Origin of the sequence: Zhongshania sp., assembly GCF_041623545.1 — a bacterium.
Taxonomy (GTDB): domain Bacteria; phylum Pseudomonadota; class Gammaproteobacteria; order Pseudomonadales; family Spongiibacteraceae; genus Spongiibacter.
This window is the reverse complement of the sequence record NZ_JBFJWS010000001.1, coordinates 69,775-96,407: the sequence shown is the minus strand read 5'-3', so window position 1 is coordinate 96,407 and position 26,633 is coordinate 69,775. Positions and strand designations below refer to the sequence as shown.

General features: G+C 51.0%; 21 protein-coding genes. 19 read left to right on the top strand and 2 right to left on the bottom strand.

Features of this window, described 5'->3' with window-relative positions:
• The first annotated feature begins 8 nt into the window (after window positions 1-8).
• The 9 genes from ccmE to ABYT30_RS00360 all read left to right on the top strand — a co-directional run bounded on the left by ccmE (window position 9) and on the right by ABYT30_RS00360 (window position 12,103).
• Window positions 9-470: a cytochrome c maturation protein CcmE gene (gene ccmE / locus ABYT30_RS00400; protein ID WP_373078563.1), complete on the top strand. Its 462-nt coding sequence runs from the start codon at window positions 9-11 to the stop codon at window positions 468-470.
• Window positions 467-2,443, top strand: a complete 1,977-nt coding sequence (locus ABYT30_RS00395; RefSeq protein ID WP_373078533.1) for a heme lyase CcmF/NrfE family subunit — start codon at window positions 467-469, stop codon at window positions 2,441-2,443. Before ccmE ends, ABYT30_RS00395 begins: the two co-directional genes overlap by 4 nt.
• Window positions 2,430-2,984 carry a DsbE family thiol:disulfide interchange protein gene (locus tag ABYT30_RS00390; protein WP_373094845.1) on the top strand — a complete coding sequence of 185 codons (555 nt, stop codon included), beginning with the start codon at window positions 2,430-2,432 and terminating at the stop codon, window positions 2,982-2,984. The genes ABYT30_RS00395 and ABYT30_RS00390 overlap by 14 nt, the downstream gene beginning before the upstream one ends.
• Window positions 2,981-3,472 (top strand): cytochrome c-type biogenesis protein CcmH, encoded by a 492-nt coding sequence (locus ABYT30_RS00385; protein ID WP_373078528.1) that lies wholly within the window; start codon window positions 2,981-2,983, stop codon window positions 3,470-3,472. Before ABYT30_RS00390 ends, ABYT30_RS00385 begins: the two co-directional genes overlap by 4 nt.
• Window positions 3,472-4,689, top strand: a complete 1,218-nt coding sequence (gene ccmI, locus ABYT30_RS00380) for a c-type cytochrome biogenesis protein CcmI (RefSeq protein WP_373078526.1) — start codon at window positions 3,472-3,474, stop codon at window positions 4,687-4,689. Before ABYT30_RS00385 ends, ccmI begins: the two co-directional genes overlap by 1 nt.
• 144 nt (window positions 4,690-4,833) lie before the next feature.
• Window positions 4,834-8,334 carry a chromosome segregation protein SMC gene (gene smc / locus ABYT30_RS00375; RefSeq protein ID WP_373078525.1) on the top strand — a complete coding sequence of 1,167 codons (3,501 nt, stop codon included), beginning with the start codon at window positions 4,834-4,836 and terminating at the stop codon, window positions 8,332-8,334.
• A 144-nt stretch (window positions 8,335-8,478) separates the two neighbouring features.
• On the top strand, window positions 8,479-9,432 hold the full coding sequence (gene zipA, locus ABYT30_RS00370) for a cell division protein ZipA (RefSeq protein WP_373078523.1): 954 nt from the start codon (window positions 8,479-8,481) through the stop codon (window positions 9,430-9,432).
• 41 nt (window positions 9,433-9,473) lie between these two features.
• Entirely contained in the window at window positions 9,474-11,501 is a 2,028-nt protein-coding gene (ligA, locus tag ABYT30_RS00365) for an NAD-dependent DNA ligase LigA (protein WP_373078522.1), read from the top strand.
• Entirely contained in the window at window positions 11,498-12,103 is a 606-nt protein-coding gene (locus ABYT30_RS00360; protein WP_373078521.1) for a transglycosylase SLT domain-containing protein, read from the top strand. The genes ligA and ABYT30_RS00360 overlap by 4 nt, the downstream gene beginning before the upstream one ends.
• 4 nt (window positions 12,104-12,107) lie before the next feature.
• Here the strand turns inward: ABYT30_RS00360 and gloA are convergent, their stop codons facing one another.
• Window positions 12,108-12,548, bottom strand: a complete 441-nt coding sequence (gene gloA / locus ABYT30_RS00355) for a lactoylglutathione lyase (protein WP_373078518.1) — start codon at window positions 12,546-12,548, stop codon at window positions 12,108-12,110.
• An 88-nt stretch (window positions 12,549-12,636) separates the two neighbouring features.
• Here gloA and ABYT30_RS00350 point away from each other — a divergent pair, with 88 nt between their 5' ends.
• From ABYT30_RS00350 to ABYT30_RS00330, 5 genes are all read left to right on the top strand, one after another.
• Entirely contained in the window at window positions 12,637-13,110 is a 474-nt protein-coding gene (locus ABYT30_RS00350) for a flavodoxin family protein (protein WP_373078515.1), read from the top strand.
• A gap of 203 nt (window positions 13,111-13,313) precedes the next feature.
• Window positions 13,314-15,704 carry a TonB-dependent receptor gene (locus ABYT30_RS00345; RefSeq protein ID WP_373078514.1) on the top strand — a complete coding sequence of 797 codons (2,391 nt, stop codon included), beginning with the start codon at window positions 13,314-13,316 and terminating at the stop codon, window positions 15,702-15,704.
• A 291-nt stretch (window positions 15,705-15,995) separates the two neighbouring features.
• On the top strand, window positions 15,996-18,521 hold the full coding sequence (locus ABYT30_RS00340; protein WP_373078511.1) for a TonB-dependent receptor: 2,526 nt from the start codon (window positions 15,996-15,998) through the stop codon (window positions 18,519-18,521).
• Between the two features lie 77 nt (window positions 18,522-18,598).
• Complete coding sequence (locus ABYT30_RS00335) at window positions 18,599-19,579, top strand: XdhC family protein (RefSeq protein WP_373078510.1); 981 nt, start codon at window positions 18,599-18,601, stop codon at window positions 19,577-19,579.
• Entirely contained in the window at window positions 19,579-20,178 is a 600-nt protein-coding gene (locus ABYT30_RS00330) for an NTP transferase domain-containing protein (protein WP_373078508.1), read from the top strand. The genes ABYT30_RS00335 and ABYT30_RS00330 overlap by 1 nt, the downstream gene beginning before the upstream one ends.
• A gap of 5 nt (window positions 20,179-20,183) precedes the next feature.
• Here the strand turns inward: ABYT30_RS00330 and ABYT30_RS00325 are convergent, their stop codons facing one another.
• Window positions 20,184-21,068 (bottom strand): LysR family transcriptional regulator, encoded by an 885-nt coding sequence (locus ABYT30_RS00325; protein WP_373078505.1) that lies wholly within the window; start codon window positions 21,066-21,068, stop codon window positions 20,184-20,186.
• Window positions 21,069-21,196: 128 nt separating this feature from the next.
• Here ABYT30_RS00325 and leuC point away from each other — a divergent pair, with 128 nt between their 5' ends.
• The 5 genes from leuC to ABYT30_RS00300 all read left to right on the top strand — a co-directional run bounded on the left by leuC (window position 21,197) and on the right by ABYT30_RS00300 (window position 26,559).
• Window positions 21,197-22,618 carry a 3-isopropylmalate dehydratase large subunit gene (leuC, locus tag ABYT30_RS00320; protein WP_373094861.1) on the top strand — a complete coding sequence of 474 codons (1,422 nt, stop codon included), beginning with the start codon at window positions 21,197-21,199 and terminating at the stop codon, window positions 22,616-22,618.
• A gap of 10 nt (window positions 22,619-22,628) precedes the next feature.
• Window positions 22,629-23,279, top strand: a complete 651-nt coding sequence (leuD, locus tag ABYT30_RS00315; protein ID WP_373078503.1) for a 3-isopropylmalate dehydratase small subunit — start codon at window positions 22,629-22,631, stop codon at window positions 23,277-23,279.
• Between the two features lie 39 nt (window positions 23,280-23,318).
• On the top strand, window positions 23,319-24,401 hold the full coding sequence (leuB, locus tag ABYT30_RS00310; RefSeq protein WP_373078501.1) for a 3-isopropylmalate dehydrogenase: 1,083 nt from the start codon (window positions 23,319-23,321) through the stop codon (window positions 24,399-24,401).
• Between the two features lie 74 nt (window positions 24,402-24,475).
• Window positions 24,476-25,594, top strand: a complete 1,119-nt coding sequence (asd, locus tag ABYT30_RS00305) for an aspartate-semialdehyde dehydrogenase (protein WP_373078500.1) — start codon at window positions 24,476-24,478, stop codon at window positions 25,592-25,594.
• Window positions 25,594-26,559: an Asd/ArgC dimerization domain-containing protein gene (locus tag ABYT30_RS00300; RefSeq protein WP_373078497.1), complete on the top strand. Its 966-nt coding sequence runs from the start codon at window positions 25,594-25,596 to the stop codon at window positions 26,557-26,559. The genes asd and ABYT30_RS00300 overlap by 1 nt, the downstream gene beginning before the upstream one ends.
• The last annotated feature ends 74 nt before the right edge of the window (window positions 26,560-26,633 follow it).

The following is a 26,633-nucleotide window of genomic DNA, read 5'->3' as shown; positions in this document are numbered from 1 at the left end:
CTATGGCAATGCACCCCCAGCGCAAACAGCGCTTGATGATCATTCTTTTTATTTTACTTGCGGCGGGTCTGGCGGCAGGTTTACTTGGTTATGCATTAAAGGAAAATATTAATTTGTTTTATCCCCCAGCCGAAATTGTTTCGGGGAAAGCGCCTGTTGGCAAGGCTATCCGCGCTGGTGGAATGGTGCAGGAAGGCAGCGTACAGCGCGCCACCGATAGTTTAAAAATTCGTTTTGCGGTGACTGATTACAGTGCCGTCGTCAACGTGGAATACGAAGGTATTTTGCCAGATTTATTCGCTGAAGGTGAAGGCGTGGTGGTCTCCGGCAAGCTTGCTGAGGACGGAATATTTTACGCGAGCGAAGTGCTGGCCAAGCACGATGAAACCTATATGCCACCGGAAGTAAGTGAGGCATTGAAGGACTCTGCGGCTAAACGCGCCGAGCTGGAAAAGAAGGGATCCCTGTGATTGTAGAACTGGGTCATTTTGCTTTAATTCTCGGCTTTTGCTTTGCCATAGCGCTAGCAATTTTGCCTCTGTGGGGCGTGCAGCGCGGTGATCAGCTGGCGATGTCGACAGCGCGCTATTTGAGCTTCGCTCAGTGCCTATTTACCACGATTGCTACGGTGTGCTTAGTTTACGCCTTTATGACCGATGATTTCTCTGTGGATATTGTTGCTGCGCAATCGAACTCGCTGCTGCCGACGGCCTATAAATTCAGCGCACTGTGGGGTGGTCACGAAGGTTCACTATTGTTGTGGTTGGAGATTCTGACGCTGTGGACTGTGGCCGTGGCGATTTTTTCCCGACAATTGCCCCGGGATATTCTCGCTAGGGTACTGGCCGTAATGGGCATGATCGCAGTGGGCTTTTTTAGTTTTTCGCTGTTTACCTCAAACCCCTTTGCTCGGCATATGTTGAATGTGCCTCGCGACGGCCAAGATTTAAATCCACTGTTGCAAGATCCGGGTATGGTCATTCACCCACCAATGCTCTATATCGGCTATGTGGGGTTTTCGGTCGCCTTTGCCTTTGCAATTGCGGCGTTGTTGAGCGGGCGTATGGATGCAAGTTGGGCGCGCTGGTCCCGACCGTGGACTAACACCGCTTGGCTGTTTTTAACCGTGGGAATTGCGCTGGGCAGTTGGTGGGCCTACTACGAGTTGGGTTGGGGCGGCTGGTGGTTTTGGGATCCAGTAGAAAACGCTTCATTTATGCCGTGGCTGGTTGGCACCGCGTTAATTCATTCCCTTGCGGTGACTGAAAAGCGCGGGGTCTTTAAAAGCTGGACGCTACTGTTAGCGATATTTGCATTTTCTTTGAGTTTGTTGGGCACCTTCTTGGTTCGCTCCGGGGTATTAACCTCGGTCCACGCTTTTGCCGCTGACCCCACGCGGGGTATGTTTATTTTGGCGTTTTTGGTCTTAGTGGTAGGCGGCTCTTTGACGCTCTACGCTTTTAAAGCACCTGCGGCAAAGACGGCACCAAGCTTTGGTTGGTTGTCGCGGGAGGCATTGCTGCTGGCAAATAATATCGTGTTACTGGTTGCTGCGATGACCGTTCTGCTCGGTACTTTGTTTCCTTTGATTATGGATTTTGCTGGGCTGGGCAAATACTCGGTTGGTCCGCCGTATTTTAACGCAATCTTCGTTCCCTTGATGTGTTTACTGGCGTTACTCGTCGGGGTCGGCCCGTCATCCCAATGGAAGCGGACCGGCGCTCAGCGATGGTGGCGGGCATTGCTTGGGGCTTTTGTCAGTAGTGTATTAATTGGCTTGATTTTGCCAAATGCCTTTGCCGAGACATTCCAGCTTGGTGCCACCGTCGGCGTGTTATTGGCCGCGTGGATTGTGCTCAGCAGTGCCGTTAATTTACGCAGTAAAACCCGTAATGCTGGGACTTTGATTGCAGGTTTGCGGCGGTTAACTCCTTCTTACTACGGGATGCTGCTCGCGCATATTGGTTTTGCCGCCAGCGTGCTTGGGGTGGCTATGGTGACAAGCTTTAATGATGAGCGCGATATCCGCATGCAGGTCGGCGAGCGAATGGAGAGTGTGTCCGGCTACGAAGTTAGTTTTGACGGTGTAAAATCCATAACAGGGCCCAACTATAGTGGTCAGAGAGGTAGCTTCACGCTTTGGCAGCACGGTGAATTTATCGCCGATATGCACCCAGAAAAACGTCGTTATCACGCTCGTAGCTCTCAGGTGATGACCGAGGCCGCGATTGATGCCAATTTATTGCGTGATGTGTACATTGCCCTTGGTGAGCCTGTGGGTGAGAGCGCATGGGCGGTTCGAATTCACGTTAAACCCTTTATCCGTTTTATTTGGTTGGGCGCCATTTTGATGGCGCTGGGTGCGTTGTTGGCAATATGTGACAAACGTTACCGAGGCGGTGTGCCGCGCAATGAGCAAGGGGCAGATTATGCAAAGGTTTAAGCTTTTTATTCCGCTATTGGTGTTTGTCGCCTTGGCGGCGATGTTTTTTGGCGTGGAGCGCAGGGTGCAACGGGGTGAATACACGCCGACTGATTTACCTTCCGAATTATTGAATCGGCCGTTGCCTGACTTTTCTTTACCCGCCCTGGATGACGGTAGATTGCTCAGCAAAGCTGATATTCAAGGTGAGCTGTTTTTATTAAATGTGTGGGCGACGTGGTGTCCGACTTGTCACTACGAGCATCCTTTTTTAGTCAAGCTTGCTGAGCAAGGTGTCAAAATTTACAGCGTCGATTACAAAGACAATGCGGAGGCGGCGCGCCGCTGGTTGGTAGAGAAGGGCAATCCCTATGTGGCAACGATCTTTGATGAAGCTGGTAACTTTGGTTTAGATTTAGGCGTGACTGGGGCGCCGGAAACCTATTTGGTAGATTCTAGCGGGATCGTTCGCTTTCGTTACCAGGGGGCGCTAGATCAGCAGATCTGGGATCGCGAGTTTGCGCCAATAATAGCTGATCTTGCAGGCGAGGCCAGTCAATGAAGTATCTACTGCTAACGAGCTGGCTGTTATTCGCCAGTTTTGCGGCGCACGGAGTTATTGAAACTTATCAGTTTGATACGGATCTGCAGCGCGCCCGTTATCACCATTTTATTGAGGAGCTGCGTTGTCCAAAGTGCCAAAATCAAAACCTATCAGGTTCTGACTCAGCTATTTCCCAAGATTTGCGGCGGCAGATCCACCGTATGATCATGGATGATAAATCGGATATCGAAATCACCCAGTACATGGTGGCGCGTTACGGTGATTTTATTCTTTATCGGCCTCAGTTTAACGCTGCGACAGCGGTATTGTGGTTGGCGCCACTGGGCTTATTATTACTTGGTATTCTGATTTGGTGGCGTATGGCAGCAATGCGTGCGCGGCCCAAATTGACCGTTGAGCAGACCCTGTCACCGGCCGAGGCGCAGCGCTTAAAGCAGCTACTTAGCGATGACGAAACCGTTGGTAAGGATGGGGACGACAAGTGATGGGTTTGTATGTAGGTATTTCAATCCTGTTGGGCCTTGCCGTGCTATTTATACTCCTTGGCGCGCGAATGGGCGTGCGTGTGGAGGCGGACGGCCAGTTGCATCGCCGTGCCCAGCGTCAATTTTATTTGCAGCGCAAAACGGAGTTAATTGCTGATCGCGACGCCGGGCTGATAGATGTGGCTCAGTGCCAGGAGCTTGAACGGGAACTCGATCGGCAGTTAGTTTCTGAATCGGAGACTGACGCGCCGGCCAAGAATATCCGTCGTCAGCGTTCATTGGTCGTTATCTTAGCGTTTGCTTTACCTTTGTTAGCCTTATTTATTTACGCTCAACTCGGCTACCGCCTAGACCTACAATTGCGGACTTTACAGTCTGAAATTCTTGCTGAAGGCTTGGATGAGGCGCGCTGGCAGCGCTACCAAGATATTGTTGCAGACATCTTGGCGCGGCGTCCGGAGAGTGCCGAACATTTGGTAATGATGGCAACCTTGTTTCGTCAGCAAGGTGACTTCGCCGGGGCTTTACCGTATTACCAGCGATTGGCTGCATTGTATCCAAAGGATGCGGATGTTTTGGCGCAATTGGCTCAGGCCCGTTATTTGTCAAATCAGCGCCGAGTCGATAGCGAAACACAGGGGCTTTTAAATAGGGCGATTGCCATTAACCCTCAGCAGGCAACTGCCTTGGGCGTGCTCGGTATTGATGCCTTTGCGGGTGGTCGCTACCTCGAGGCACTGAATCATTGGCAGCGTTTATTGCAGGTATTGCCGGCAACGTCTGGTGAAGCAGCGGTGATCGCAGGCGGAGTCGCGGAAGCTAAGCGCTTAGCGATTACTGCTGGCGAATTAGACGGCGTGGCGGTCAGTGTGGGTCTAAATCCAGATTTAGGCCCCGCGCCGACAGGGGTCTTATTTGTTGTTGCGAAGAGTGCAGATGGGTCGCCAATGCCGGTTGCGGCAACGCGGATACCACTGTCTGGTGATGCCGCGGATCAAAACTGGCCAATTAGCGTCTATTTAACGGATGGTGATGTTATTCGTCAGGGTAAGGTGTTGGCAGATTTTCCGGATTTACTGGTATCCGCGCACATTAGTGTGGCAGGTACCGCTATTCGCCGATCTGGCGATTGGGTTGCGGCACCGGTTGCCTACAGCGGCGGGGTGGTGCAGTCGCCGGTCGCGTTACGTATTGATGTGATACAAGGCGCTGAGTAGAAATTCCGCCAAAGTCGGAATTTCTACTGTTAGTCGTCGCCATGACGGCTATAATCGCGCTTTGCGCAAATTTATCCTGCGTTTGCCCCGAAAACGATAAGAATACAGCGGCTGGCAAGGGCTTCATGTCTTGGTTATTGGTTTATGCGTCTAAAAAGTATTAAGTTGGCTGGATTTAAATCCTTCGTAGATCCGACTACGGTCCATTTTCCGACGAATTTGTCGGCGGTGGTGGGTCCGAATGGTTGCGGTAAATCGAATATTATCGATGCGGTGCGCTGGGTAATGGGCGAAAGCTCCGCGAAAAACCTTCGTGGCGAGTCCATGACCGATGTTATTTTCAACGGTTCGGTCAATCGCAAACCCGTTGGTCAGGCGACTATCGAGCTAGTATTTGATAATACTGATAGGAAGTTAGGGGGGGAATACGCCGCCTATGATGAAATTGCTATTCGCCGTAAAGTGACCCGCGAGGGGCTCTCTGAATACTATCTAAATGGCAGTAAATGTCGGCGCCGTGACATCACCGACATCTTTTTAGGTACGGGGCTGGGGCCGCGCAGTTACGCGATTATTGAGCAGGGCATGATTTCCCGGTTGATCGAGTCCAAGCCGGAAGAGCTGCGGGTGTTTATTGAGGAAGCCGCCGGTATTTCCAAATATAAAGAGCGTCGCCGGGAAACTGAAAGCCGGATGCGCCGCACCCAGGAAAATCTTGAGCGCCTAACCGACTTGCGCGATGAATTGGAACGCCAATTACAGCATTTGCAGCGTCAGGCAGCGTCAGCTGAAAAATACACTGAGTTTAAGAAAGAAGAGCGCCTACTTAAAGCTCAGGTACAAGTTTTACAGTGGAAAGCCTTAGATGAGCAGGCCAGCCTCAAAGAAAAAGATATTAATCAGCTGGAATTGGATCGCGAAGCCATTGTTACGGAGCAAGTAGGCCTAAATACCGGTATTGAGCAGGCGCGGGATCAGCACAGCCAATTAAACGATACCTTTAACGAAGTGCAGGGCCGCTTTTATAGCATTGGCGCCGAGATTGCGCGGGCGGAACAGGCGATAAAGCATCAGCAGGAACGGCGCCGGCAATTAGACGCGGATCTCCAGCAAGTCGCGGGCAATGTTTTAGAGACCACGCGTCATCTCGACAGCGATAAAGAAAAAATAGCGCTGTGGGAAGAGGAGATAGCGGAGATTGAACCAGAGCTGGAGCTCACCGAGGCCAGTGAAGAAAGCGCCAGTGAGGCATTGGCTGCGGCTGAAGAGGCTATGCAATCTTGGCAGCAGCGTTGGGATGAATTTAACCACGCCGCCGCTGGGCCCCGTCAGCGCGCCGAGGTTGAACAGTCTCGTATTCAGCACCTTGAATTGAGCCTACATCGTATTCAGGAGCGCGTTGAGAAGCTAGATCTCGAGCGTAAAGGTTTGAGTCTTGCCGATGTCGATGAAGACATCGAGCTCCTTCAGCAGGAGGTCGCTGAGGGTGAACTCGAAGAGTCTACGGCGCAAGAGCGCCACGCTGGGTTGTTACCACAAATTAGCGAGTGTCGTGAGCGAATTAAGCAAGCTAATGATGAGCTCGATCGCTGCCGCAGCGACTTGCAGAGTATGCGTGGTCGCATGGCTTCGTTGGAAGCCCTGCAGCAGGCCGCACTGGGGCAGGGCGATAAGGCGACGAGTCAATGGCTCGCCAGTCATGGTTTAGACAAGCATGCACGGTTGGCGGAGCAGTTGCAGGTTGATGAACACTGGCAGCAAGCGGTAGAAACCGTGTTGGCGGATCAGTTGCAAGCATTGTGCGTGGATTCCTTAGATGGCGTTGCAGGCTTGCTGGCAGGACTTGCTGAAGGCAGTGTGGCCTTTGTTGAACCGCAGACAGCAGGGCTGGGTAGTTCTGCGCCGTCGCTGGCAGATAAAGTGACTGGTAACGCGGCGTTGTCGGGTATCTTAGCCACAGTTAAATTGGCGGATGACCTCAATGCGGCGCTCGCGATGCGTGCTAGCTTGGCTGCTCACGAATCGGTCATTACCCCAGAAGGTCTGTGGTTGGGTGGTAACTGGCTGCGAGTCAGCCGGGGCAATACCGCCCAGGGTGGTGTGTTGCAGCGCCAGCAGGATTTACAGGATCTTCGTGAGGCCGTTGCCACGAGCGAGGCCCGTGTCGAGGCTATTGTCAGCGCGCTTGATAGCGATCGAGAGTTGCTGAAAAGCCACGAGCAGGAACGCGAGAATTTAAATCGCGAGGTACAGCAGTTTAATCGTAAGTTAAGCGAGTTAAGAGCCAAGCTTAGCGCGCAGAAAGCGAAAGTTGAGCAATTGAGCGCGCGACGCCTGCAATTAGAAAATGATGCTAAGGAATTACGTAATCAGTTTGCCATCGAGCAGGAGTCTATTGCCGAAGCGCGGATGACCTTGCAAGAGGCTATCGAGGCGATGGAGCAGGACTCGGGGAAACGCGAAACACTCTTGGGTGAGCGCGACAATAACCGCACAGTTTTAGATGCGGCGCGGCAAACCGCGCGGCAATCGAAGGATCACTCTCACCAGCTCGCGATGCGCCATCAATCTTTGCGTACTCAGCGCGATTCGGTGATTCAGAATATTGGCCGTACAGAGGAGCAGTTGGCACAGTTACAGGAGCGTCGTGAACAGTTGGCGCTGACCTTAGAAGATAACGACTCGCCTATCGATGATTTAAAAATTGAGCTGGAATCTCGCCTTGAACAGCGTCTCGCGGTTGAAGAAGAATTGGCAGAGGCGCGCCGTGCGCTGGAAGTTGTTGATCATCAGTTGCGCGAAAATGAACAAAAGCGTCACGGGATTGAGCAGCGTCTGCAGACCGTTCGCAGCCGTTTGGAACAGGCGCGTATAGAAAACCAAGGCCTGCAAGTGCGTCGTAAGGGCTTGCAAGATCAGTTGCAAGAGGCGCAGTTCGATTTACAGTCCGTGCTCGACAGCCTGCCAGAAAATGCCAATGAGTCTGAATGGCTAGAGGCTTTGGAGCAGGTTGGGCGTCGCATTGCGCGCCTCGGGCCGATAAATCTTGCGGCTATTGAGGAATATAAACAGCAGTCTGAACGTAAAAATTATTTAGATGCTCAGAACGCCGATTTGGTGCAAGCACTGGAAACCCTAGAAGCAGCGATTCGCCGCATTGATAAAGAAACCCGCAATCGTTTTAAAGAAACCTTTGATCGGGTTAATGCCGGTTTACAAGATTTGTTTCCGAAGGTATTCGGCGGTGGTAGCGCATCACTAGAAATGACCGGAGATGATCTGCTTAATACCGGTATCTCTATAATGGCGCGGCCGCCAGGCAAGCGCAACAGCACAATTCATTTGCTGTCTGGCGGGGAAAAAGCGTTAACAGCGATAGCCTTGGTATTCTCAATCTTCCGGCTAAATCCCGCGCCGTTTTGTATGCTTGATGAAGTCGATGCGCCATTGGATGATGCCAACGTTGGCCGCTATTCACGAATGGTGAAAGAAATGTCATCGGAAGTGCAGTTTATTTATATTAGCCACAATAAAATAGCGATGGAAATGGCTCATCAATTAATGGGTGTGACCATGCATGAGCCGGGTGTTTCGCGTTTAGTTTCAGTTGATTTAGAAAAAGCGGCAGAAATGGCGGCGATGTAAGGCTAAGCTTTAGTTTATCGTTGGCGCGGAAAACGGGAAATTATGGAAATTTATTAAAACGCGTGGAACAATAGCGGCAGAATTTCATCCAAGGCCACAGCGTATTAACGGGGATGCGGTCGTAAGGGCCAAAAGGGCTAAATAATGGACCTCAGTGTCAGAGATTGGTTAATTATAATTGGCTCACTGCTAGCATTGGCAGTTTTGCTAGATGGCTATCGGCGGATGCACAAAGACCGCAGTGATACCATTCGCTTAACGCCGAAAGCGCGCAGCGAAGCGGATGACGACCTAGTGAACCCGGAGTTGCCGGGTGGTGCTGCGCGAGTGATCGCCGTGCGCGAACAGCCAAGCTTGCATGTTAAGCGCGCGCCGGGCGGATCAGGTACTGCACGCAAGGAACCTGTCGCGAGCCCAGTAGACGACGCTGCAGATGATGACATTCTATTTCGCGACCCCGCTGAGGAGTACGCTCGCAAGGTCGTCGATGATTCGGAAGAGTCAGATGAAAGGCACGATGTCGATGCTGGTTGGAGTGGCGACTTAGACGATGGCGAGGAACTTGGGGAGCCCCGCCGCAGTGAAGCCAAACCTGTAACAGCTGGTGCTGAGCGCCAGTCAGAAAATGAGGCCAAATCCCTGAAATCGGCTCAGTCGACACCTACTGCGCATCAAGAATTAATTGTAATCAATGCAATGTCGCCAAGCGGCAAGCCCTTTAAAGGCAGTGATTTACTACAGATATTAATGGCCTGCGACGTACGCTACGGCAAAATGAACATTTTTCATCGCTACGAAAATGCCGATGGCAGTGGGGAAATCCAATTCAGTGTGGCAAATTTGGTGGAGCCAGGTAATTTTGACTTGGATGAAATAGAGGATTTTAGTACGCCCGGCGTCGTTTTCTTTATGCATCTACCAGGCCCTGCCGACAGTATGAAGGCCTATGAAGCTATGGTCGAGACGGCTCGTTGCTTAGTCAAAAACCTCGACGGCGAGTTGCGCGATCAGACCCACAGTGTGGCGACCAAGCAAACACTTGAGCATTATAAACAGCGAATTCGCGATTTTGAGCGTCGCCAGCTCACTCTTATGTGAGTGTGGCGGCCGCGCAATCCACTATAACAACGGCGTCCTGAATGGCTGAACCCTCCCTGCGCGAGCGCTTAGATGTGCTTCGCGAACGACTTCACACTTATAGTTACCATTACTACGTTCTCAACGAATCAAGCATTCCCGATGCGGAATACGATCGCTTGTTTCGCGAGTTACAGGAAATTGAAGCAGCCCATCCAGAATGGCAGAGCGCTGATTCACCGAGCCAGCGAGTTGGCGCGGCGCCATTGGCGGCCTTTAATCAAGTTCGTCACGAAACCCCCATGCTGTCTCTCGATAATGTGTTTTCTGAAGAAGAACTACTGGACTTCGATCAGCGGATTAAAAGTCGTTTAAAAGACAGTGCTGAATTGACGTATGCCTGCGAACCGAAATTAGACGGCATAGCTGCAAGCCTGCTCTATGTCGATGGTGTTTTGGTGCGGGGCGCAACCCGTGGTGATGGTCGGGTGGGCGAGGATATTACTCAGAACGTTAAAACCATCGCGTCGATTCCACTGAAATTACGCGGCACTGGATGGCCGGAAGAGTTAGAGGTAAGAGGCGAAATCTATATGCCCCGGGCCGGTTTCGCGCGAATAAATGAGCTGGCGCGCAATAGTGACGGCAAGGTGTTTGTAAACCCACGGAATGCAGCGGCAGGTAGCCTGCGTCAACTTGACAGCCGAATTACCGCGACTCGTCCCCTTGAAATGAGTTGTTATGGTATTGCTCAAGGTGACGGTGAACCTTGGTTTGCAAGTCACAGCGAAGGCTTGGCGCGATTGCGGGATTGGGGCTTTTTGGTTAGTCCTGAATTACGGGTGGTGAACTCGATTCAAGGCTGTCTTGAATACTACCGAGATCTTTTGGCGCGTCGCGATAATTTAGCCTATGACATTGACGGTATCGTGTTTAAAGTTGATTCATTGGCATTGCAAGATCGCTTGGGCTTTGTTTCCCGTGCACCGCGTTGGGCAATTGCCCATAAATTTCCGGCGCAGGAAGAGATTACCCAGCTCCGGGATGTAGAATTTCAAGTTGGCCGCACCGGCGCGGTCACGCCTGTTGCCAAATTGGAGCCAGTATTTGTAGGGGGAGTGACGGTCAGTAATGCCTCGCTGCACAATTTCGACGAAGTCGATCGTCTTGGCGTAATGATTGGTGATTATGTCGTGGTGCGTCGCGCCGGTGATGTCATCCCTCAGATCGTACAGGTGGTTCTCGAGCGACGGCCTATAAACGCGCAGGCGATAAATCCGCCAGCGCGTTGTCCTGTTTGTGATAGTGCGCTGGAAAAGGCGCCAGGAGAAGCGGTATTACGCTGCACTGGCGGTCTGGTATGTGGTGCCCAACGCAAAGAGGCGATTAAACATTTTGCCAGTCGCAAGGCCATGGATATTGAAGGGCTAGGCGATAAGCTGGTAGAACAATTAGTTGATGCCGGCATGATCGACACTGTGGCGGATTTGTTCACGCTAGAGCTCGAGCAGTTAGCCGGTCTTGATCGCATGGGCCAAAAGTCGGCGGAAAATGTCTTGGCCGCTTTAGAAAAATCACGGTCTACGACCTTGCCGCGATTTCTGTACTCGCTAGGTATTCGGGAGGTCGGTGAGGCCACTGCCTTGAATTTAGCAAATCACTTTGCCGAGTTGCCGGCCTTGATGGCTGCCAGCGAAGAAGCTTTGCTTGCTGTCCCAGACGTGGGGCCGATTGTGGCGAGCCACATTCATGCGTTTCTGAACAGCGATTATAATCGTGAGGTGATTAATTTGCTGATAGCTCGGGGTGTTCATTGGCCCGCCGCCAGCCAGGCGGGTGGCGAGCAGCCTTTGGCAGGTCAAACCTGGGTGTTGACTGGTAATTTGGAGTCGATGACACGGGGCGATGCAAAAGAAAAATTACAAACACTGGGCGCGAAAGTCGCGGGCAGCGTGTCGGCAAAAACGGATTGCGTCGCAGCCGGTGCTAGCGCGGGATCGAAATTGGCCAAAGCCGAAGCGCTAGGGGTGAAAGTGATAAATGAGCAGGAATTACTGCAGTTGTTTGCCGAATATGGCGGAAATGTATGAGGATTTTTGGGCTTTTACTGCTGCTGGTGGTCATTGGCGGTTGTACGACTTCACCGCCGCGTAATCCCGGTGATATCTGCGCCATTTTTAAGGAAAAAGACGACTGGTATGGCGATGCGAAATCGGCATCAAAAAAATGGAATTCACCAATTCCAATTATGATGTCGATTATGTATCAGGAATCCGCTTTCGTGGCTAAAGCTAAGCCACCTAAAAAGTACTGGTTGGGCTTTATCCCTGCTGGTCGTATGTCAGATGCCTATGGTTATGCTCAAGCGAAGGATTCAACGTGGGCTTGGTATATTGATAAGTCCGGGAATTGGGGGGCAGATCGCGACGATTTTGCTGACGCCATCGATTTTATCGGCTGGTATAACAATGTGAGCACCCGCACCGTTGGGATTAGCCCCACTGATAGCTATAGTTTGTATATGGCTTATCACGAGGGGCATGGCGGCTTCAAAAGACGCACTTATAATAACAAGCCGTGGTTAAAGCGCGTCGCGAGTAAAGTCTCGTCGCGCTCCCAAACGTATACCGCGCAGCTCGCCCGATGTGAAAAAGAACTGAAAAGCGGCGGCTGGTTTTTTGGCCTTTTTTAGTTTATTACCATTCCCCGGTATTTGGCATAGATAGCCACGGTTCTTGGGGCGAGAGCGCATCGCCGCGCTGCAATAACTCTATGGAGATGTTGTCAGGAGAGCGGACAAAGGCCATATGCCCATCTCTAGGCGGCCGCCTAATGGTTACACCGCCAGCCTGCAGCGTCTTGCAGCTTTCGTAAATATTGTCGACTAGAAAGGCGAGGTGGCCGAAGTTGCGGCCGCCTTGATAATCTTCTGGGTCCCAGTTATAAGTAAGTTCGATGGTTGGTGCTTGGGTTTTTTGGGCGGTTTCGACATCCTCGGGCGCTGCGAGAAAGATCAAACTAAAGCGGCCTTTGTCATTGTCGTAGCGGCGTACTTCTTTGAGGCCGAGTAGTTCACAATAAAAATGTAATGACGCATCGAGGTTTTTAACTCGAATCATTGTGTGTAAAAATTTCATAACATCGTGTCCTTAATTTCGCGCTAGCGCGTAAAGCTTTGGTCTCAGTATTTCCGCTGCCGAGCATGCGGCAACTCAGGTATTACTTGTGGATGACAATAAACCCAAACATTTACTCATTGTATATCACAGCCAGTCCGGTAGAAATGAGCGCTTGGCCTACGCCGCACGAGCCGCTGCGTTAGCCGCTGAATCGGAGGTTGATGTCCGTTTGTTGCGGGCAGCGGAGGCGGGTACCCGCGATGTAATATGGTGCGATGGGCTTTTGCTTTTCATGCCGGAAAACTTCGGCGCTATTGCGGGTGGGATGAAGGATTTTTTTGACCGCAGTTATTACCCAGTGCTGGCGAGGGAGCTAATTCGGCCTTACGGCGTGTGTATTTGTACTGGTAACGATGGCAGCAATGCGCTGCGGCAGTGGGAGCGTATTGCTAAAGGTTTTGGGTGGCGCATGGTTGCCGACCCCGTTGTTTGTTTTGGCGACCCAAGCGCGGAGGCCTTTCGACATGCGGAGGACTTGGGCGCGGCGCTTGCCGTTGGTCTCGTGTTGGGTGTTTTTTAGTAACTTTCCAAGCCATTATTACTGATCTAAGCCACCCTACTATTCGTATCATGTCTTGCGCCATTCAGCTGCGCTTATAGGGGTTATTCACATTTTACATTGGCGAATTCCCGACTAGACTGTGTATTAGCCCTTATGCGTGTACTAGATGTACCGCTAATGGAGCGGAAATAATTACAATAAATCTCTTGGGAGAGACATTGATGAGAAATCATTCCAAATCGAATCGCCATTTAGTGCCCTTGGCCATGGCCGTGGGGCTTTGTGCAAATACTGCCGTATTCGCCGCGCCGGCGCTTGAAGAAGTGCTCGTCACGGCTACCCTGCGTACCGAGAGTTTGCAGGACGTGCCGGTATCAGTAAATGCGGTGTCGGGTGAGAAAATGGCCGAAGCGGGCATCGATAAAATCGAAGACCTGCAGGCCTATGTGCCTAACTTATCAATGTCGGAAACGGGCATCGGTACCAATATTTATATTCGCGGTATCGGTTCGGGTATTAACCCCGGTTTTGAACAATCGGTGGGTATGTATTTCGATGGCATTTCTTATGGTCGTGGTCAGCTTACCCGGGCGCCATTTCTAGATTTAGCTCGCGTCGAAGTATTGCGTGGCCCGCAAAATATTCTTTACGGGAAAAATAGTATTGCAGGTGCTTTGAGTCTGGTTTCGGCTCGCCCTGGCCAAGAAGATGAAGGCATGATTTCTGGTTTGTACGAGCCGGACCATGGCGAAAAAGTTATTGATTTTATGGTCTCGGGTCCACTCACTGACACCCTTGGTGCGCGATTAGCGCTGCGCAAGCGTGAGATGGACGGCTATATTGAAAATCTGACCTTGAATCGCGATGAACCTCAGCGCGATGAGAGCACCGTTCGCGTAATCCTCGATTGGGATGCTACAGAAAACCTTACCGCGATGCTTAAGTTTGAGTTGGGCAAATTTGATGTGCTCGGACGGCAGGTAGAAATTATTAATGATCAGCCCTCGGTGATATTGGGGGGGGCAACTTATGCCCAGGCCTTGAATGCGTCATTTGGTGCGGACTCATCGGTTTTAAATACCAAACAAGATTACAAACGATCGTCTAATGGTGACTACAGTAATAACCGCACCAAGAATCTGACTTTAAATGTTGATTACGCCCTCGGCGAAAGTACATTAACGTTTATAACTGGATTGATGCATTATGAGTTTGCTGAATTGTGCGACTGCGACTTTACAGGCGCGCCAGTGTTTAGTGTGCCATTTGAAGAAGATTACGACCAATACAGCCAGGAAATTCGCTGGGTCTCTGCGGCTGGCGGTGATTTTGAACACATCGGTGGTATGTACTATCAAAAAAGTAACTTGGATTTCTTTGATACAATCTTGATTGATAGTCCAATTATTCCCAATGCTGTTCGCTCAAGAGTCATTGCCGGTGGTGGATCTGCAGCGGCAGGTGATGCCGCGAGAGATGCAATTTCAAATACGACGACACCTCGCTACTTTACGAGCGATGCGGAGCTTTGGTCGGTCTTTTGGCAGACTACATGGAATGCCTCTGATCGCGTGAGAGCGACTTTGGGGGTTAGATACGCCTACGAGGAAAAGGAGGGTAGTAGAAGCCTTTCTGTTGCTGATCTGAATGGCCAAGTGCGTCCGATAGGTACCGTTGATGGGGTGCTTGCGAGTGTGTTTAAAATGGAGCGTCACGATCTCAAAGGTAGCCAAGATGGCGGCAATGTAGCTCCGTCATTAAATGTGCAGTTTGACGTTAATGATGACGTGATGGCCTATGCAACGGCGAGTATCGGTCATAAATCGGGTGGCTTTGATGCGCGCTCTAATGCGTCGCCAAGTGCGGCTCCCAACCCAGTTGGTGCTTCGATTTCAGGTTCGTTTGAGTACGATGAAGAGAAGGCGACCAGCTTTGAAATGGGTGCAAAAACCAGCTTCATGGACGGGCGTGGCGAATTAAATATCGCGGCTTTCTTTACTAAATATGACGACCTCCAAGTGAGTATTTTTGACGGAACCCTCGGCTTTAATGTGGGTAACGCCGGTGCCGCCGAGACTAAAGGTATCGAATTGGATGGCCGTTTTGCGCTTACCGACCGCTTGATGATGAGTGCTGCATTGGCTTTCTTGGACTTTGAGTTTACTGATTTTGAAAACGGTCAGTGCTACCAAGGCCAGACTCCAGATAAGGTCACTCCTACGGCTAATTACTGTAATTACAAAGGTAAAACCAATCAGTACGTAGCGGATTACTCGGGTAATGTTACCTTTACCTATACTCGCGAATTTGGTGATGCCATGGAGTTGCGTGCTGGCACTGACTTTGTCTTTACTGATGACTACAACTCCTCTCAGAATTTAGACCCGAGTCAGGAGCAAGACGGCTACGTAAAAGTGAATGCCCGTCTAGCGCTTGCGGACCTGAAGTCAGGTTGGGAAGTGGCCTTGGTAGGTAAGAACTTGACTGACGAGGATGTGATTTCCTACTCTAATGACACGCCATTGGCGAAGAGTAGCTTTGGTAGTACTGGTCATTACGCCTTCATTGAGCGTCCCCGCAGTGTAGCGGTGCAGGCCAGCTATCGTTGGTAAAAATGGCGACCAGCTCTCATTGGGGGCTGGTCGAAAATGGTAAAGTAAATGCCGCTTTTGCGGCATTTACGTATTGCATTTAAGTGCTTCGCTGATTATTTCTAGTTGCTATAATAGCTATACTGATAAAAAATGCTAATTCATTGAACTAAAAGCCAAAATGCTATATGTTTTCGATGCAAACATTTTGGTAGCAACGTATAATAACGGCTACTTTATATAGGCCGCTAGTTCAACTGGCTAACTTAGTTAGTTGGCAGCACATAAAAATTAACTGCATCTGGAGGTCATATGACCTTGAAAAGAACTATTTCCGACTTTCGCTTATCCGCTTTAGCTGCTGGTCTCCTGCTGTGTTCGGCACACAGCCAAGCCGCTGGGGTGCTCGAAGAAGTTATCGTTACGGCCACCTTACGCGCCGAAAGTCTCCAAGACGTTCCTGTGTCAGTAAATGCGGTATCTGGCGATAAGATGATGGAAGCGGGCATCAGCAAGGTTGAAGACCTGCAAGCTTATGTCCCTAACCTTACAATGTCTGAAACCGGTATCGGTACTAATATTTATATTCGCGGTATTGGCTCGGGTATTAACCCGGGCTTTGAGCAGTCCGTGGGTATGTATTTTGATGGTGTCAGCTATGGCCGTGCGCAGCTGACTCGTGCACCGTTCTTGGATTTGGCGCGGGTTGAAGTACTGCGCGGTCCGCAAAACATTTTGTTTGGTAAAAACAGTATTGCTGGTGCCTTGAGTTTGATTTCGGCGCGTCCAGGCCAGGAGTTTGAAGGTCTAGCATCTGCGACTTACGAAGTGGAAACGAATGAGCGGGTCATCGATTTGGTTTTGTCTGGTCCAATGACTGACACCATCGGTGGTCGTTTGGCGATTCGTAAGCGCGAAATTGATGGTCACATGGAAAACCTGACCTTAAATCGTGATGAGCCCCAGCGTGATGAGCAAACTATTCGCGCCATGTTTGAATGGGATGCGACCGCGAATTTAACTGCAGCACTAAAATTAGAAGTTGGTCAATTTGACGTTAATGGTCGCCAGATTGAAATTATCAATGATAACCCATCTAACTCATCGACCAGCGCATTCACGGGCCGCACTTATGGTGAGATCTTGGATTTTACAACAATAGATGTTGGCCCTGTAAATCTTGTAACGGTTGATGCAGATTCATCGGTGCTCAACAACTACCAAGATTTTAAGCGCTCATCGAACGGTGATTACAGCTACAACGACACTCATAATGTCACCTTGAATGTTGATTACGCTTGGGGTGAACACACATTTACCTTTATTACCGGTATTTTAGGTTACGAAACTTCTGAGCTATGTGACTGTGATTTCACCGGCGCCTCGGTGTTCAGTGTTGCCGCAGAAGAAGAGTACAGTCAGTTTAGTCAGGAAATTCGCTGGGTGTCACCCGTGGGCGAAACCTTTGACTTTATTGCTGGTGCCTTCTATCAGCAAAGCTCTTTGGACTTCTTTGACAGTATCCGTGTAGAGAGCGATATTCTCCCTCAGCTTTTAAATGCAGCTGATATTCAAGAGGGTGGTGCTCGCGGTGAGCGTCCGCCGTTTGATACGCAAGGTGGTCCAACAATCAACGGTGTGCCGGTTGTTGCGGGTGGTGTCGGTGATGCGGGTGATGAAATTCTTAACCTAGGAACTCCACGTAATTTTAAGTCTGACACTATGCTGTTGTCTGGTTTTGTGCAGGCGACGTGGAATATGTCTGATTTGACTCGTGCAACCCTCGGTCTGCGTTATTCTTATGAAGAGAAAGAGGGGGCGCGTAGCCTTAACTTCAGCGACATCACTACCGGTGAAATTCGTCCTGAGGGTGAAATTGATACCGTTGTGGCGAAAAACTTCTCGGCAGAACGTCACGACCTAAAAGGCAAGCGCACTGGCGGCAACCTCGCGCCATCGTTAAATATCCAGCATGACTGGAGCGACGATGTGATGCTGTATGCAACGGCAAGCCTTGGTTATAAGTCAGGGGGTTACGATGCGCGTTCCAATGCATCGCCTGAGGCCAATGTGATTCGTCCCTTACAAAATCCTGACTCTGCGCCAATCATTTTAGTAGGTAGCTTCGAGTATGATGAAGAACAGGCCACTAGTTTGGAAGCGGGCGCCAAGACAACTTTGCTGGATGGCGCAGCTGAGCTGAATGTGGCGGCGTTCTACACCCAGTACGATGATCTTCAGGTCAGTATCTTTGATGGTACCTTGGGCTTCAACGTCGGTAATGCCGGTGCGGCAAAAACCATGGGTATCGAACTTGATGGCCGTATGGCGCTAACCGAAAACTTGATGATGACCGGTGCTTTGGCAATCTTGGACTTCGAGTTTACCGATTTTGCTAATGGTCAGTGTTACCAAGGCCAAACGCCTGATTATATTGTTGATGGCAATCCCTACTGTGATTACAAGGGTAAGACTAACCAGTATGTGGCAGACTACTCGGGTAACATGACCTTTGTTTACACCACTATGGTGAGCAAAGATTTGGAATTCCGCGGCGGCGCTGACTTTGTATTCACTGGTGCATTTAACTCGTCTCAGAACCTTGATCCGAGCCAAGAGCAAGATGCTTATGTTAAGACTAACTTGCGCTTTTCCTTGTCTGACGTAACGGCGGGTTGGGAAGCGGCTTTATTGGTTAAGAATGCGACCGATGAAACCACAATCTCTTACTCAAATGACACGCCACTGGCGAACAGCATATTCGGCGCGCCAGGTCACTATGGCTTTATCGATGCCCCTCGTACTGTTGCATTGCAGGCAACTTACCGCTGGTATTAATTTAGTCCCAGAGACGATAGATTATAACGCCGCGTAAGCGGCGTTTTTTTTGGCTGGAATAAAGTAAGGTCGAGCGAGTGAAAACAGTAGATCAATTAGTATTGGCGGCGGCATTGGCATTTTTACAGCGTGGAGAATCGGGCTGGCTGTGCACGGTCGTTAAAACCTTTGGTGCGTCACCGCGGCCATTAGGCTCTATGATGGCTTTAGATGAGCACGGTAATGTGCATGGCTCACTTTCAGGTGGCTGTATAGAGGATGAGTTGCTCGCCAAATTACAGCGTGGTGAGCTGGCTGTGACGACCCCGGTAATATTGGAATACGGGGTAAGCCCTGAAGAAAATGAGCGCTTTGGTTTGCCCTGTGGCGGCCGTATGCATATTTTACTTGAGCCTTTAGCGCCGACACCAGTGCGCTGCGATCAATTGCAGGAGTTATCCAATGCGCTCGCCGCGCGTCAACCGATTCGCCGAACGGTTGATTTGCATACTGGTAAGTGGCTGCTTGAATGCATTGATAGCTGTCAAACATTGGGCATAGATGGCAAATGTTTGCGGCAGGATTTTGGTCCGCGCTTTCAGCTATTGCTGATCGGCGCGAATGAATTGGCGCGCTGTATTGCTGAAATTGCACTGGCGATGGACTACCGCGTTTTGGTTTGTGACCCCCGCGAAGATCGCCGTAGCCAGTGGTCGGTGAGTGGCGCTGAATTATTGGCAGATATGCCAGATGATGCGGTAAGCGCGTATGGCGACAGCTATACTGCGGTCGTTACTCTGACCCATGACCCGCGTATTGACGACATGGCTCTGATGCAGGCACTCACACAATCGCTTTTCTATGTTGGTGCGCTGGGCTCGCAGCGTACTTCAGACAAGCGGCGCGTGCGCTTAAAAGAGCTTGATATAACTGACGCCCAGTTGCAGCAATTGCATGCGCCGGTAGGCTTACCAATTGGCAGTAAATCGGCAATGGAAATCGCCGTGGCGATTATGGCGGAACTGACACAGCTGCGGGCAGCTCATAAGCAAGTTGAAGCTGTGGGCATCACAAGCTAATGAGCTTACCAATATTAATTTTGGCCGCAGGTAAAAGTCGGCGTTATGGCGCGGCCGATAAGCGTTTTACTAAGCTACCTCACGGTGGTTTGCTGGTGAATGCTATGGTGAGGCGGACACGTAAAGCTGGCTTGGAGGCTAGCGTAGTGCTTGATGCCGACGACGATGTGTCGGACAAAATTGATGCGCCCTGTATTTTATCCGCTAATGCGAATTTGGGTATGGGGCACAGCATTGCCGATGGGGTGGCGGCGCTCGCCTCGGCAGGCACCGCCGAGGCGGTATTGATTTTGCCAGTTGATTTGCCGCTGCTACGAATTGCGTCTTTGCAAGCCGTTGCGCAGGCGGCGCAGGCTAATCAAATAGTGGTTCCAGTGTGTCATGGGCAGCGTGGGCACCCCGTGGCGTTTGGTCGAGATTTTTGGCCGCTGTTGAGCGCTTTGACGGGGGATGTCGGTGCCAAATCAATTCTGCGCAGTCGTGTGGATTGTGTTCGAGAGCTGTTGGTAGAAGATCACGGTATTTATCAAGACGCCGATACGCCAGAAACCATGAGTGAATTGCTATTGAGTTTAAAGCCGCGGTTGCGGCCTCGGTGATAAATTTATTTTAGCGGGGTAGTGCGGGCGGCAAGTAGTAGCGCAATAAAAGCCTCGGCGGCATTAGACAGGCTGCGGCTGCGATGATGAACACAGCCAAGGGTGCGCGACAATGCCTGGCCTTGCCATTGCAGAGCGAGTACCGAGTCGTCGAGCAGAGTGAGTGGCAATATGCTCCAGCCCAAGCCAATACTCACCATCACCTTGATGGTTTCCAAATAATTGGTCGACATGCCGATATTCATACTCAGACCTTGTTGGTCGAATAGATCCTTAATAATTTGCCCGGTGTAGGTGTTTAAGCCCGGCGGCAGCGCAATGTGCTGGCTGAGCATTTCTGCGCTGACTGTTTTGAACTGGGCGAGTGGGTGGTCTACCGCGACCGTGACTGAGAGCGGGTCCTCCCAGATTGGGATTGAGAGCAATTGTTGCTCGTCGCTGGGGGATAGGGTGATTACCGCCAAATCCATTTCGCCGTGCAAAATGCGTTGGTGGGCAAGCTCCGAGTCCATAAAGTCGATGTCGAGTTTTACCTCTGGGTAGCGCTGGCTGAACTCCCGTAATACCGGCGGCAGGCGGTGGAGGCCAATGTGATGACTGATGCCCATGGAGAGGCGACCGCTGACTGCCCCGCGCAGGTCGTGAATACTGCGCTCAGCTTCTTTAATATCTTGTAAAATCCGCCGACTTTGGGGCATAAGGGCGCGCCCAGCTTCGGTTAAATGAATGTTGCGCCCTATGCGGTCGAATAATTTACAACTTAATTGCCGTTCCAGCGCGGCGATTCGTTTGCTTACCGCAGGCTGGGTTATGTGCAGCTGTTCCGCAGCGAACGAGAATGACTGGAGCTCGGCGACGGCGAGAAAGGCTTTGAGTGATTCGGTATCCATGCTGAATTGTATTTGTATTCCACATAGGAATGCAAATAATGAAAAATATGAATTTGTGTTATTTGATGGGCCTGCGTACTATTGCAGCTCTGAAAATTACTCTTTTAGATAGTACGGCGGAACAGGATATGGCTGGACAAACACTATATGACAAATTGTGGGCGGCTCACTTGGTAAAAGAGCGCGACGATGGCACGGCGCTGCTGTATATCGACCGTCACTTGGTACACGAAGTCACCTCGCCCCAGGCATTTGAAGGCCTGCGTTTGGCCGGCCGCAGCCCATGGCGGGTAACGGCGAATTTGGCTACCCCTGATCACAATGTACCCACCGAAGCGGTAGAGCGCAGCGGCGGTGTCGAAGCCATTGCCGACGAAGTGTCGCGTATTCAAGTGCGTACCTTGGACGAAAACTGCAGTGAGTTTGGGATTACCGAATTCTCTATTAATGATGTGCGCCAAGGTATTGTTCACGTGGTTGGCCCCGAGCAGGGCGCAACCCTGCCAGGCATGACAGTGGTGTGTGGCGACTCCCACACTGCAACTCACGGCGCTTTAGGTGCTTTAGCCCACGGTATTGGTACCTCTGAGGTAGAGCACGTGCTGGCGACCCAATGTCTGATTCAGAAAAAAAGCAAAAACATGCTGGTGCGGGTTGATGGTGAACTCGGTCCCGGCGTGACCGCAAAAGATGTGGTGTTGGCCATTATCGGCAAAATCGGGACGGCCGGTGGTACTGGCTATGCGATTGAATTTGGCGGAGAGGTAATTCGCAAGCTGTCTATGGAGGGTCGTATGACCATCTGTAATATGGCGATAGAAGGCGGCGCTCGAGTAGGAATGGTTGCGGTAGATGATATTACCCTCGACTACGTCAAGGGTCGTCCGTTTGCACCCAATGACGCCGAGTGGGATCAGGCGGTTGCCTATTGGCGGACTCTGCACAGTGACAGCGATGCGGTGTTTGATGAGACGGTGGTGCTCAACGGCGCTGACATTTTGCCGCAAGTAACCTGGGGTACCAGCCCCGAAATGGTTCTGCCCATTAATGGCTTCGTGCCTAGCCCCAATGATTACACGGACTCCGCCAAACGCAGCGGTTGTGAGCGGGCGCTGGAGTATATGGGTTTAAGTGCGGGGCAGGCGATTACTGATATTAAATTGGATCGCGTGTTTATCGGCTCTTGCACCAATTCGCGTATTGAAGATTTACGCGAAGCTGCCGCCGTCGTTCGTGGTAAAAAAGTGGCCGCGAATGTGAAAGAGGCCTTGGTGGTGCCCGGTTCTGGCTTGGTTAAAAAGCAGGCCGAGGCTGAGGGCTTGGATAAGATATTTATCGAAGCAGGCTTGCTGTGGCGCGAGCCTGGTTGCTCGATGTGTCTGGCAATGAACGCCGACAAACTGGGTGCTGGAGAGCACTGCGCATCGACCTCAAACCGCAATTTTGAGGGGCGCCAGGGCTTCGGTGGTCGCACCCATCTGGTAAGCCCCGCGATGGCTGCCGCCGCAGCGGTAGCAGGTCATTTTGTTGATGTTCGGGACTGGATTTGAGGAGTTGGCTATGAAGGCATTTACAGTGTTAGACGGTATTGTGGCGCCAATGGATCGCGCTAATGTTGATACTGATATGATAATTCCCAAGCAGTTCTTAAAGTCGATTAAGCGCAGCGGTTTTGGTCCTAATTTGTTTGATGAGCTGCGCTATCTTGACGAAGGGCAGCCGGGCCAAGACTGCAGTCAGCGGCCCTTGAATCCAGACTTTCCATTGAATTTTCCGCGATATCAAGGCGCTGAAATTTTGTTGGCGCGGGAGAATTTTGGCTGTGGCTCGAGTCGAGAACATGCGCCGTGGGCACTTGAAGATTACGGGTTTAGCTGCGTAATTGCGCCTAGCTTTGCTGATATCTTTTTTAATAATTGTTTTAAAAATGGCGTTTTACCAATTGTTTTGCCAGCACAAAAAGTCGCTGATTTGTTTGCCCAGATGTATGCAGACGAAGGCTATAAGCTCAAAATTGATTTGCCCGCGCAAACGGTTATTACGCCCTCGGGGGAGTCCATCCCCTTTGCGGTCGATGAGTTTCGTAAGCACTGCATGATTAATGGCTTGGATGATATCGGCTTAACCCTGCAAGACGCCGACGATATTCGCGCTTACGAAAGCAAGTTACAAAGCACTGCGCCGTGGTTGTTCCGCGAACATATTGCTTAAGCTATCAGCTCGGTAAACGTATTAATAAAGGAAACTAACGTGTCTACACAAAGAACAATTGCAATATTGCCCGGTGATGGCATCGGTCACGAGATCATGGCGGAAGCTGTAAAAGTTTTAGAACACATTAACACCCGCTATTCGCTAGATTTAAAGCTAGAGCATGCATTGGTTGGTGGTGCGGCTATTGATGCTCATGGTAATGCTTTGCCCGAGGCGACATTTGAACTATGCGCTCGCGCTGACGCCATTTTACTTGGCGCGGTAGGTGGGCCAAAGTGGGATAAACTGCCGCCAGCGGATCGGCCGGAGAAGGCGGGTTTATTGGCGATTCGCAGCCGTTTGGATTTATTTGGCAATCTGCGCCCCGCGATTTTGTATCCGCAATTAGCGGATGCGTCGTCGCTAAAGCCGGAGCTGGTTGCCGGTTTGGATATTCTGATTGTGCGAGAGCTGACCGGTGGGATTTACTTTGGTCAGCCCCGCGGCATTCGAGTGTTGGAAAACGGCGAGCGCGAAGGTTTTAACACTTATGTGTACAACGAGTCAGAGATTCGGCGCATCGGCAAGGTCGCCTTTGAGGCAGCGCAAAAGCGTGGCGGGCGGCTCTGTTCGGTAGATAAGGCCAATGTCCTCGAAGTCACCATGTTGTGGCGGGAGATCATGGATGATATGGCCAAGGACTACCCAGATGTTGAGCTGAGCCATATGTATGTCGATAACGCCGCAATGCAGCTTATTCGCGAACCTAAGCAATTCGACGTAATCGTCACCGGCAATATGTTTGGTGATATTTTGTCAGACGCCGCCGCTATGCTTACCGGCTCGATCGGCATGCTGCCGTCGGCTTCGTTGGATGTGAATGGTCGGGGTATGTATGAACCCTGTCATGGCTCGGCGCCGGATATTGCGGGGCAAAATAAGGCTAACCCATTGGCCACTATTTTGTCGGTGGCCATGATGTTGCGCTACTCCTTGGGGGAGGCGGAAGCGGCGCAAACGATCGAAGACGCAGTGAGTAAAGTGCTGGATAAGGGCCTGCGCACTGGCGATATTTTCTCACCGGGAAGCACCTTGGTGAACACCGTTGAGATGGGCGATGCAGTTATTGCTGCGCTTTAAAGCTTAAGGAATGAATTACGGCGGATATTAGCGCTAGCGGTGTCGCTGGTTGCAAAACAGGTTTAGGAGTCGTTATGAAAAAAGTAGGATTTGTAGGTTGGCGCGGAATGGTTGGCTCGGTATTAATGGGCCGTATGTTGGACGAAAATGATTTTGATGGTATTGAGCCGGTCTTTTTTACTACCTCCAATGTCGGCGGTCAGGGCCCAGCAATTGGTCGTGATATTGAGGCATTGAAAGATGCCAATGATGTCGCCGAATTGCGGCAGATGGATATCATTATTTCTTGTCAGGGCGGCGATTACACAAAGGCAGTGTTCCCGGCGCTGCGTGAGGGTGGCTGGGATGGCTACTGGATCGACGCGGCCTCGTCGCTACGGATGAAAGATGATGCCATTATCGTTCTTGATCCGGTCAATCTCGACGTGATTAAAGACGGTTTAAGTCGTGGCGTTAAAAACTTTATCGGTGGTAACTGCACAGTGAGCTTGATGCTTATGGCCGTGGGCGGTTTATTCCGTGAAGGCTTGGTGGAGTGGGTGAGTGCTCAGACTTATCAGGCGGCCAGTGGCGCCGGTGCGCAAAACATGCGGGAATTAATCGCGCAAATGGGCAGTGTGCGTGATTGTGTTGCCGATGAATTGGCTGATCCGCGTTCAAATATCCTTGATATCGACCGCAAGGTTGCCGAAATGATGCGCAGCGATGCCTTCCCTAAAGAGCAGTTTGGCCATGCCTTGGCTGGCAGCTTATTGCCATGGATTGATACTCAGCTTGAAAACGGTCAGAGCCGTGAGGAGTGGAAGGGGCAGGCCGAGACCAATAAGATTCTTGGTCGTGAGCAATCGCCTATCGCGATTGACGGTAATTGCGTGCGGATCGGTGCTATGCGCTGCCACAGTCAAGCGTTGACCATTAAATTGAATAAAAATGTGGCGATTAGCGAAGTTGAAAGTATCTTGGCCAGTGCCAATGATTGGGTGCAAGTGGTACCTAATGATCGCGCAGAAACCCTTGCCAAACTGACACCTACTGCTGTTACCGGCAAGCTCCATGTGCCGGTTGGCCGTTTGCGTAAATTGAATATGGGCGAGCAGTATTTGTCAGCATTCACCGTCGGCGACCAGTTGCTGTGGGGCGCTGCCGAACCGCTGCGTCGGATGCTGCGAATCCTGCTGGGAGATATAAAGTAATGGCCTTTAAACGCGTTGCGGTTTTTGGGGCCACAGGGCTTGAAGGCGAGTCGTTGTTGGAAGCCTTGTCTGAGTCAGACCTTGGTATCGAAAGTGCAAGCGTGTTCGCGGTTGATGCCGAGGGCGAAACCGCGATGTTTAAGGGGCGGCCGGTGGGTGTTAAGGCACCCACTGACGCTGATTTTAGTGCGGTAGATCTCGCTATATTTTTACCCGAAGTGGGCAGTGATCCAAGCTTGGTCGATGATGCCTGTGATGCCGGTATTGTGGTGCTTGATGCTACCGATACCTTGGCGCAGCGCGACGACGTGCAGGTGTTTTGTGAGGGGGAGGCTGTTGTCGGCGGCAAATGCTTTGCTATTGCTGATGCGCCTGCTAGCCATATTGCAGCTTTATTAAAGCAGCTGCCGCCATCGACAGTTAGTCGTGTTGATGTGAGTCTCGCTCAGGCTGTTTCTGTTGCCGGTCGAGATGGCATCGAAGCGCTCGCGGCAGAAACGGCACGCTTACTTGGTGGGCAAACGCCGGATAAAACTGTGTTGGGTCAGCAGATTGCCTTTAATGTTTTGCCTCAGCCAGCAGACCGTGCAGCGGCTGAATTAGAGCATAATTTAAGCCGACTCCTCGGTGATGGCGTCACTATTTCGGCAAATGTGATGATGGTGCCAGTGTTCTATGGGCACACGATTATGTTGCGAGTTGGCTGTGTGTCGCGGCCGGATTTGGCGGAATTGAAGGCGGGATTAAGTGCCGATTCGCGCTTTCGCTTATTTCCAAATGATGATGCTGAGCAGGCCTCGCCCGTTTGCCTGCAAGGCAGTGAATGTATAGATATTGATCAGCTTAATTATGATCGACGTGAAGAAACAGCCTTTCGTTGTACCGTAGTCGGTGATAATCTCCGTAAAGGTGCGGTGTTTAACATTATTGAGCTACTTAAAAACTTGATTAAAATCAACATCTAGCTAATATCTACGCATGTGATTTGGAGATGCAGTCGGGCTTCACGCTGCGTATTATTTGAAAGATGGATTTAATT

Excerpts from the sequence above, each read along its gene's own strand:
- ccmE (WP_373078563.1), top strand. The coding sequence starts at position 9 with ATGCACCCCCAGCGCAAACAGCGCTTGATGATCATTCTTTTTATTTTA.
- ABYT30_RS00390 (WP_373094845.1), top strand. The coding sequence starts at position 2,430 with ATGCAAAGGTTTAAGCTTTTTATTCCGCTATTGGTGTTTGTCGCCTTG.
- ABYT30_RS00385 (WP_373078528.1), top strand. The coding sequence starts at position 2,981 with ATGAAGTATCTACTGCTAACGAGCTGGCTGTTATTCGCCAGTTTTGCG.
- ccmI (WP_373078526.1), top strand. The coding sequence starts at position 3,472 with ATGGGTTTGTATGTAGGTATTTCAATCCTGTTGGGCCTTGCCGTGCTA.
- smc (WP_373078525.1), top strand. The coding sequence starts at position 4,834 with ATGCGTCTAAAAAGTATTAAGTTGGCTGGATTTAAATCCTTCGTAGAT.
- zipA (WP_373078523.1), top strand. The coding sequence starts at position 8,479 with ATGGACCTCAGTGTCAGAGATTGGTTAATTATAATTGGCTCACTGCTA.
- ligA (WP_373078522.1), top strand. The coding sequence starts at position 9,474 with ATGGCTGAACCCTCCCTGCGCGAGCGCTTAGATGTGCTTCGCGAACGA.
- ABYT30_RS00360 (WP_373078521.1), top strand. The coding sequence starts at position 11,498 with ATGAGGATTTTTGGGCTTTTACTGCTGCTGGTGGTCATTGGCGGTTGT.
- gloA (WP_373078518.1), bottom strand. The coding sequence starts at position 12,548 with ATGAAATTTTTACACACAATGATTCGAGTTAAAAACCTCGATGCGTCA.
- ABYT30_RS00345 (WP_373078514.1), top strand. The coding sequence starts at position 13,314 with ATGAGAAATCATTCCAAATCGAATCGCCATTTAGTGCCCTTGGCCATG.
- ABYT30_RS00340 (WP_373078511.1), top strand. The coding sequence starts at position 15,996 with ATGACCTTGAAAAGAACTATTTCCGACTTTCGCTTATCCGCTTTAGCT.
- ABYT30_RS00330 (WP_373078508.1), top strand. The coding sequence starts at position 19,579 with ATGAGCTTACCAATATTAATTTTGGCCGCAGGTAAAAGTCGGCGTTAT.
- ABYT30_RS00325 (WP_373078505.1), bottom strand. The coding sequence starts at position 21,068 with ATGGATACCGAATCACTCAAAGCCTTTCTCGCCGTCGCCGAGCTCCAG.
- leuC (WP_373094861.1), top strand. The coding sequence starts at position 21,197 with ATGGCTGGACAAACACTATATGACAAATTGTGGGCGGCTCACTTGGTA.
- leuD (WP_373078503.1), top strand. The coding sequence starts at position 22,629 with ATGAAGGCATTTACAGTGTTAGACGGTATTGTGGCGCCAATGGATCGC.
- asd (WP_373078500.1), top strand. The coding sequence starts at position 24,476 with ATGAAAAAAGTAGGATTTGTAGGTTGGCGCGGAATGGTTGGCTCGGTA.
- ABYT30_RS00300 (WP_373078497.1), top strand. The coding sequence starts at position 25,594 with ATGGCCTTTAAACGCGTTGCGGTTTTTGGGGCCACAGGGCTTGAAGGC.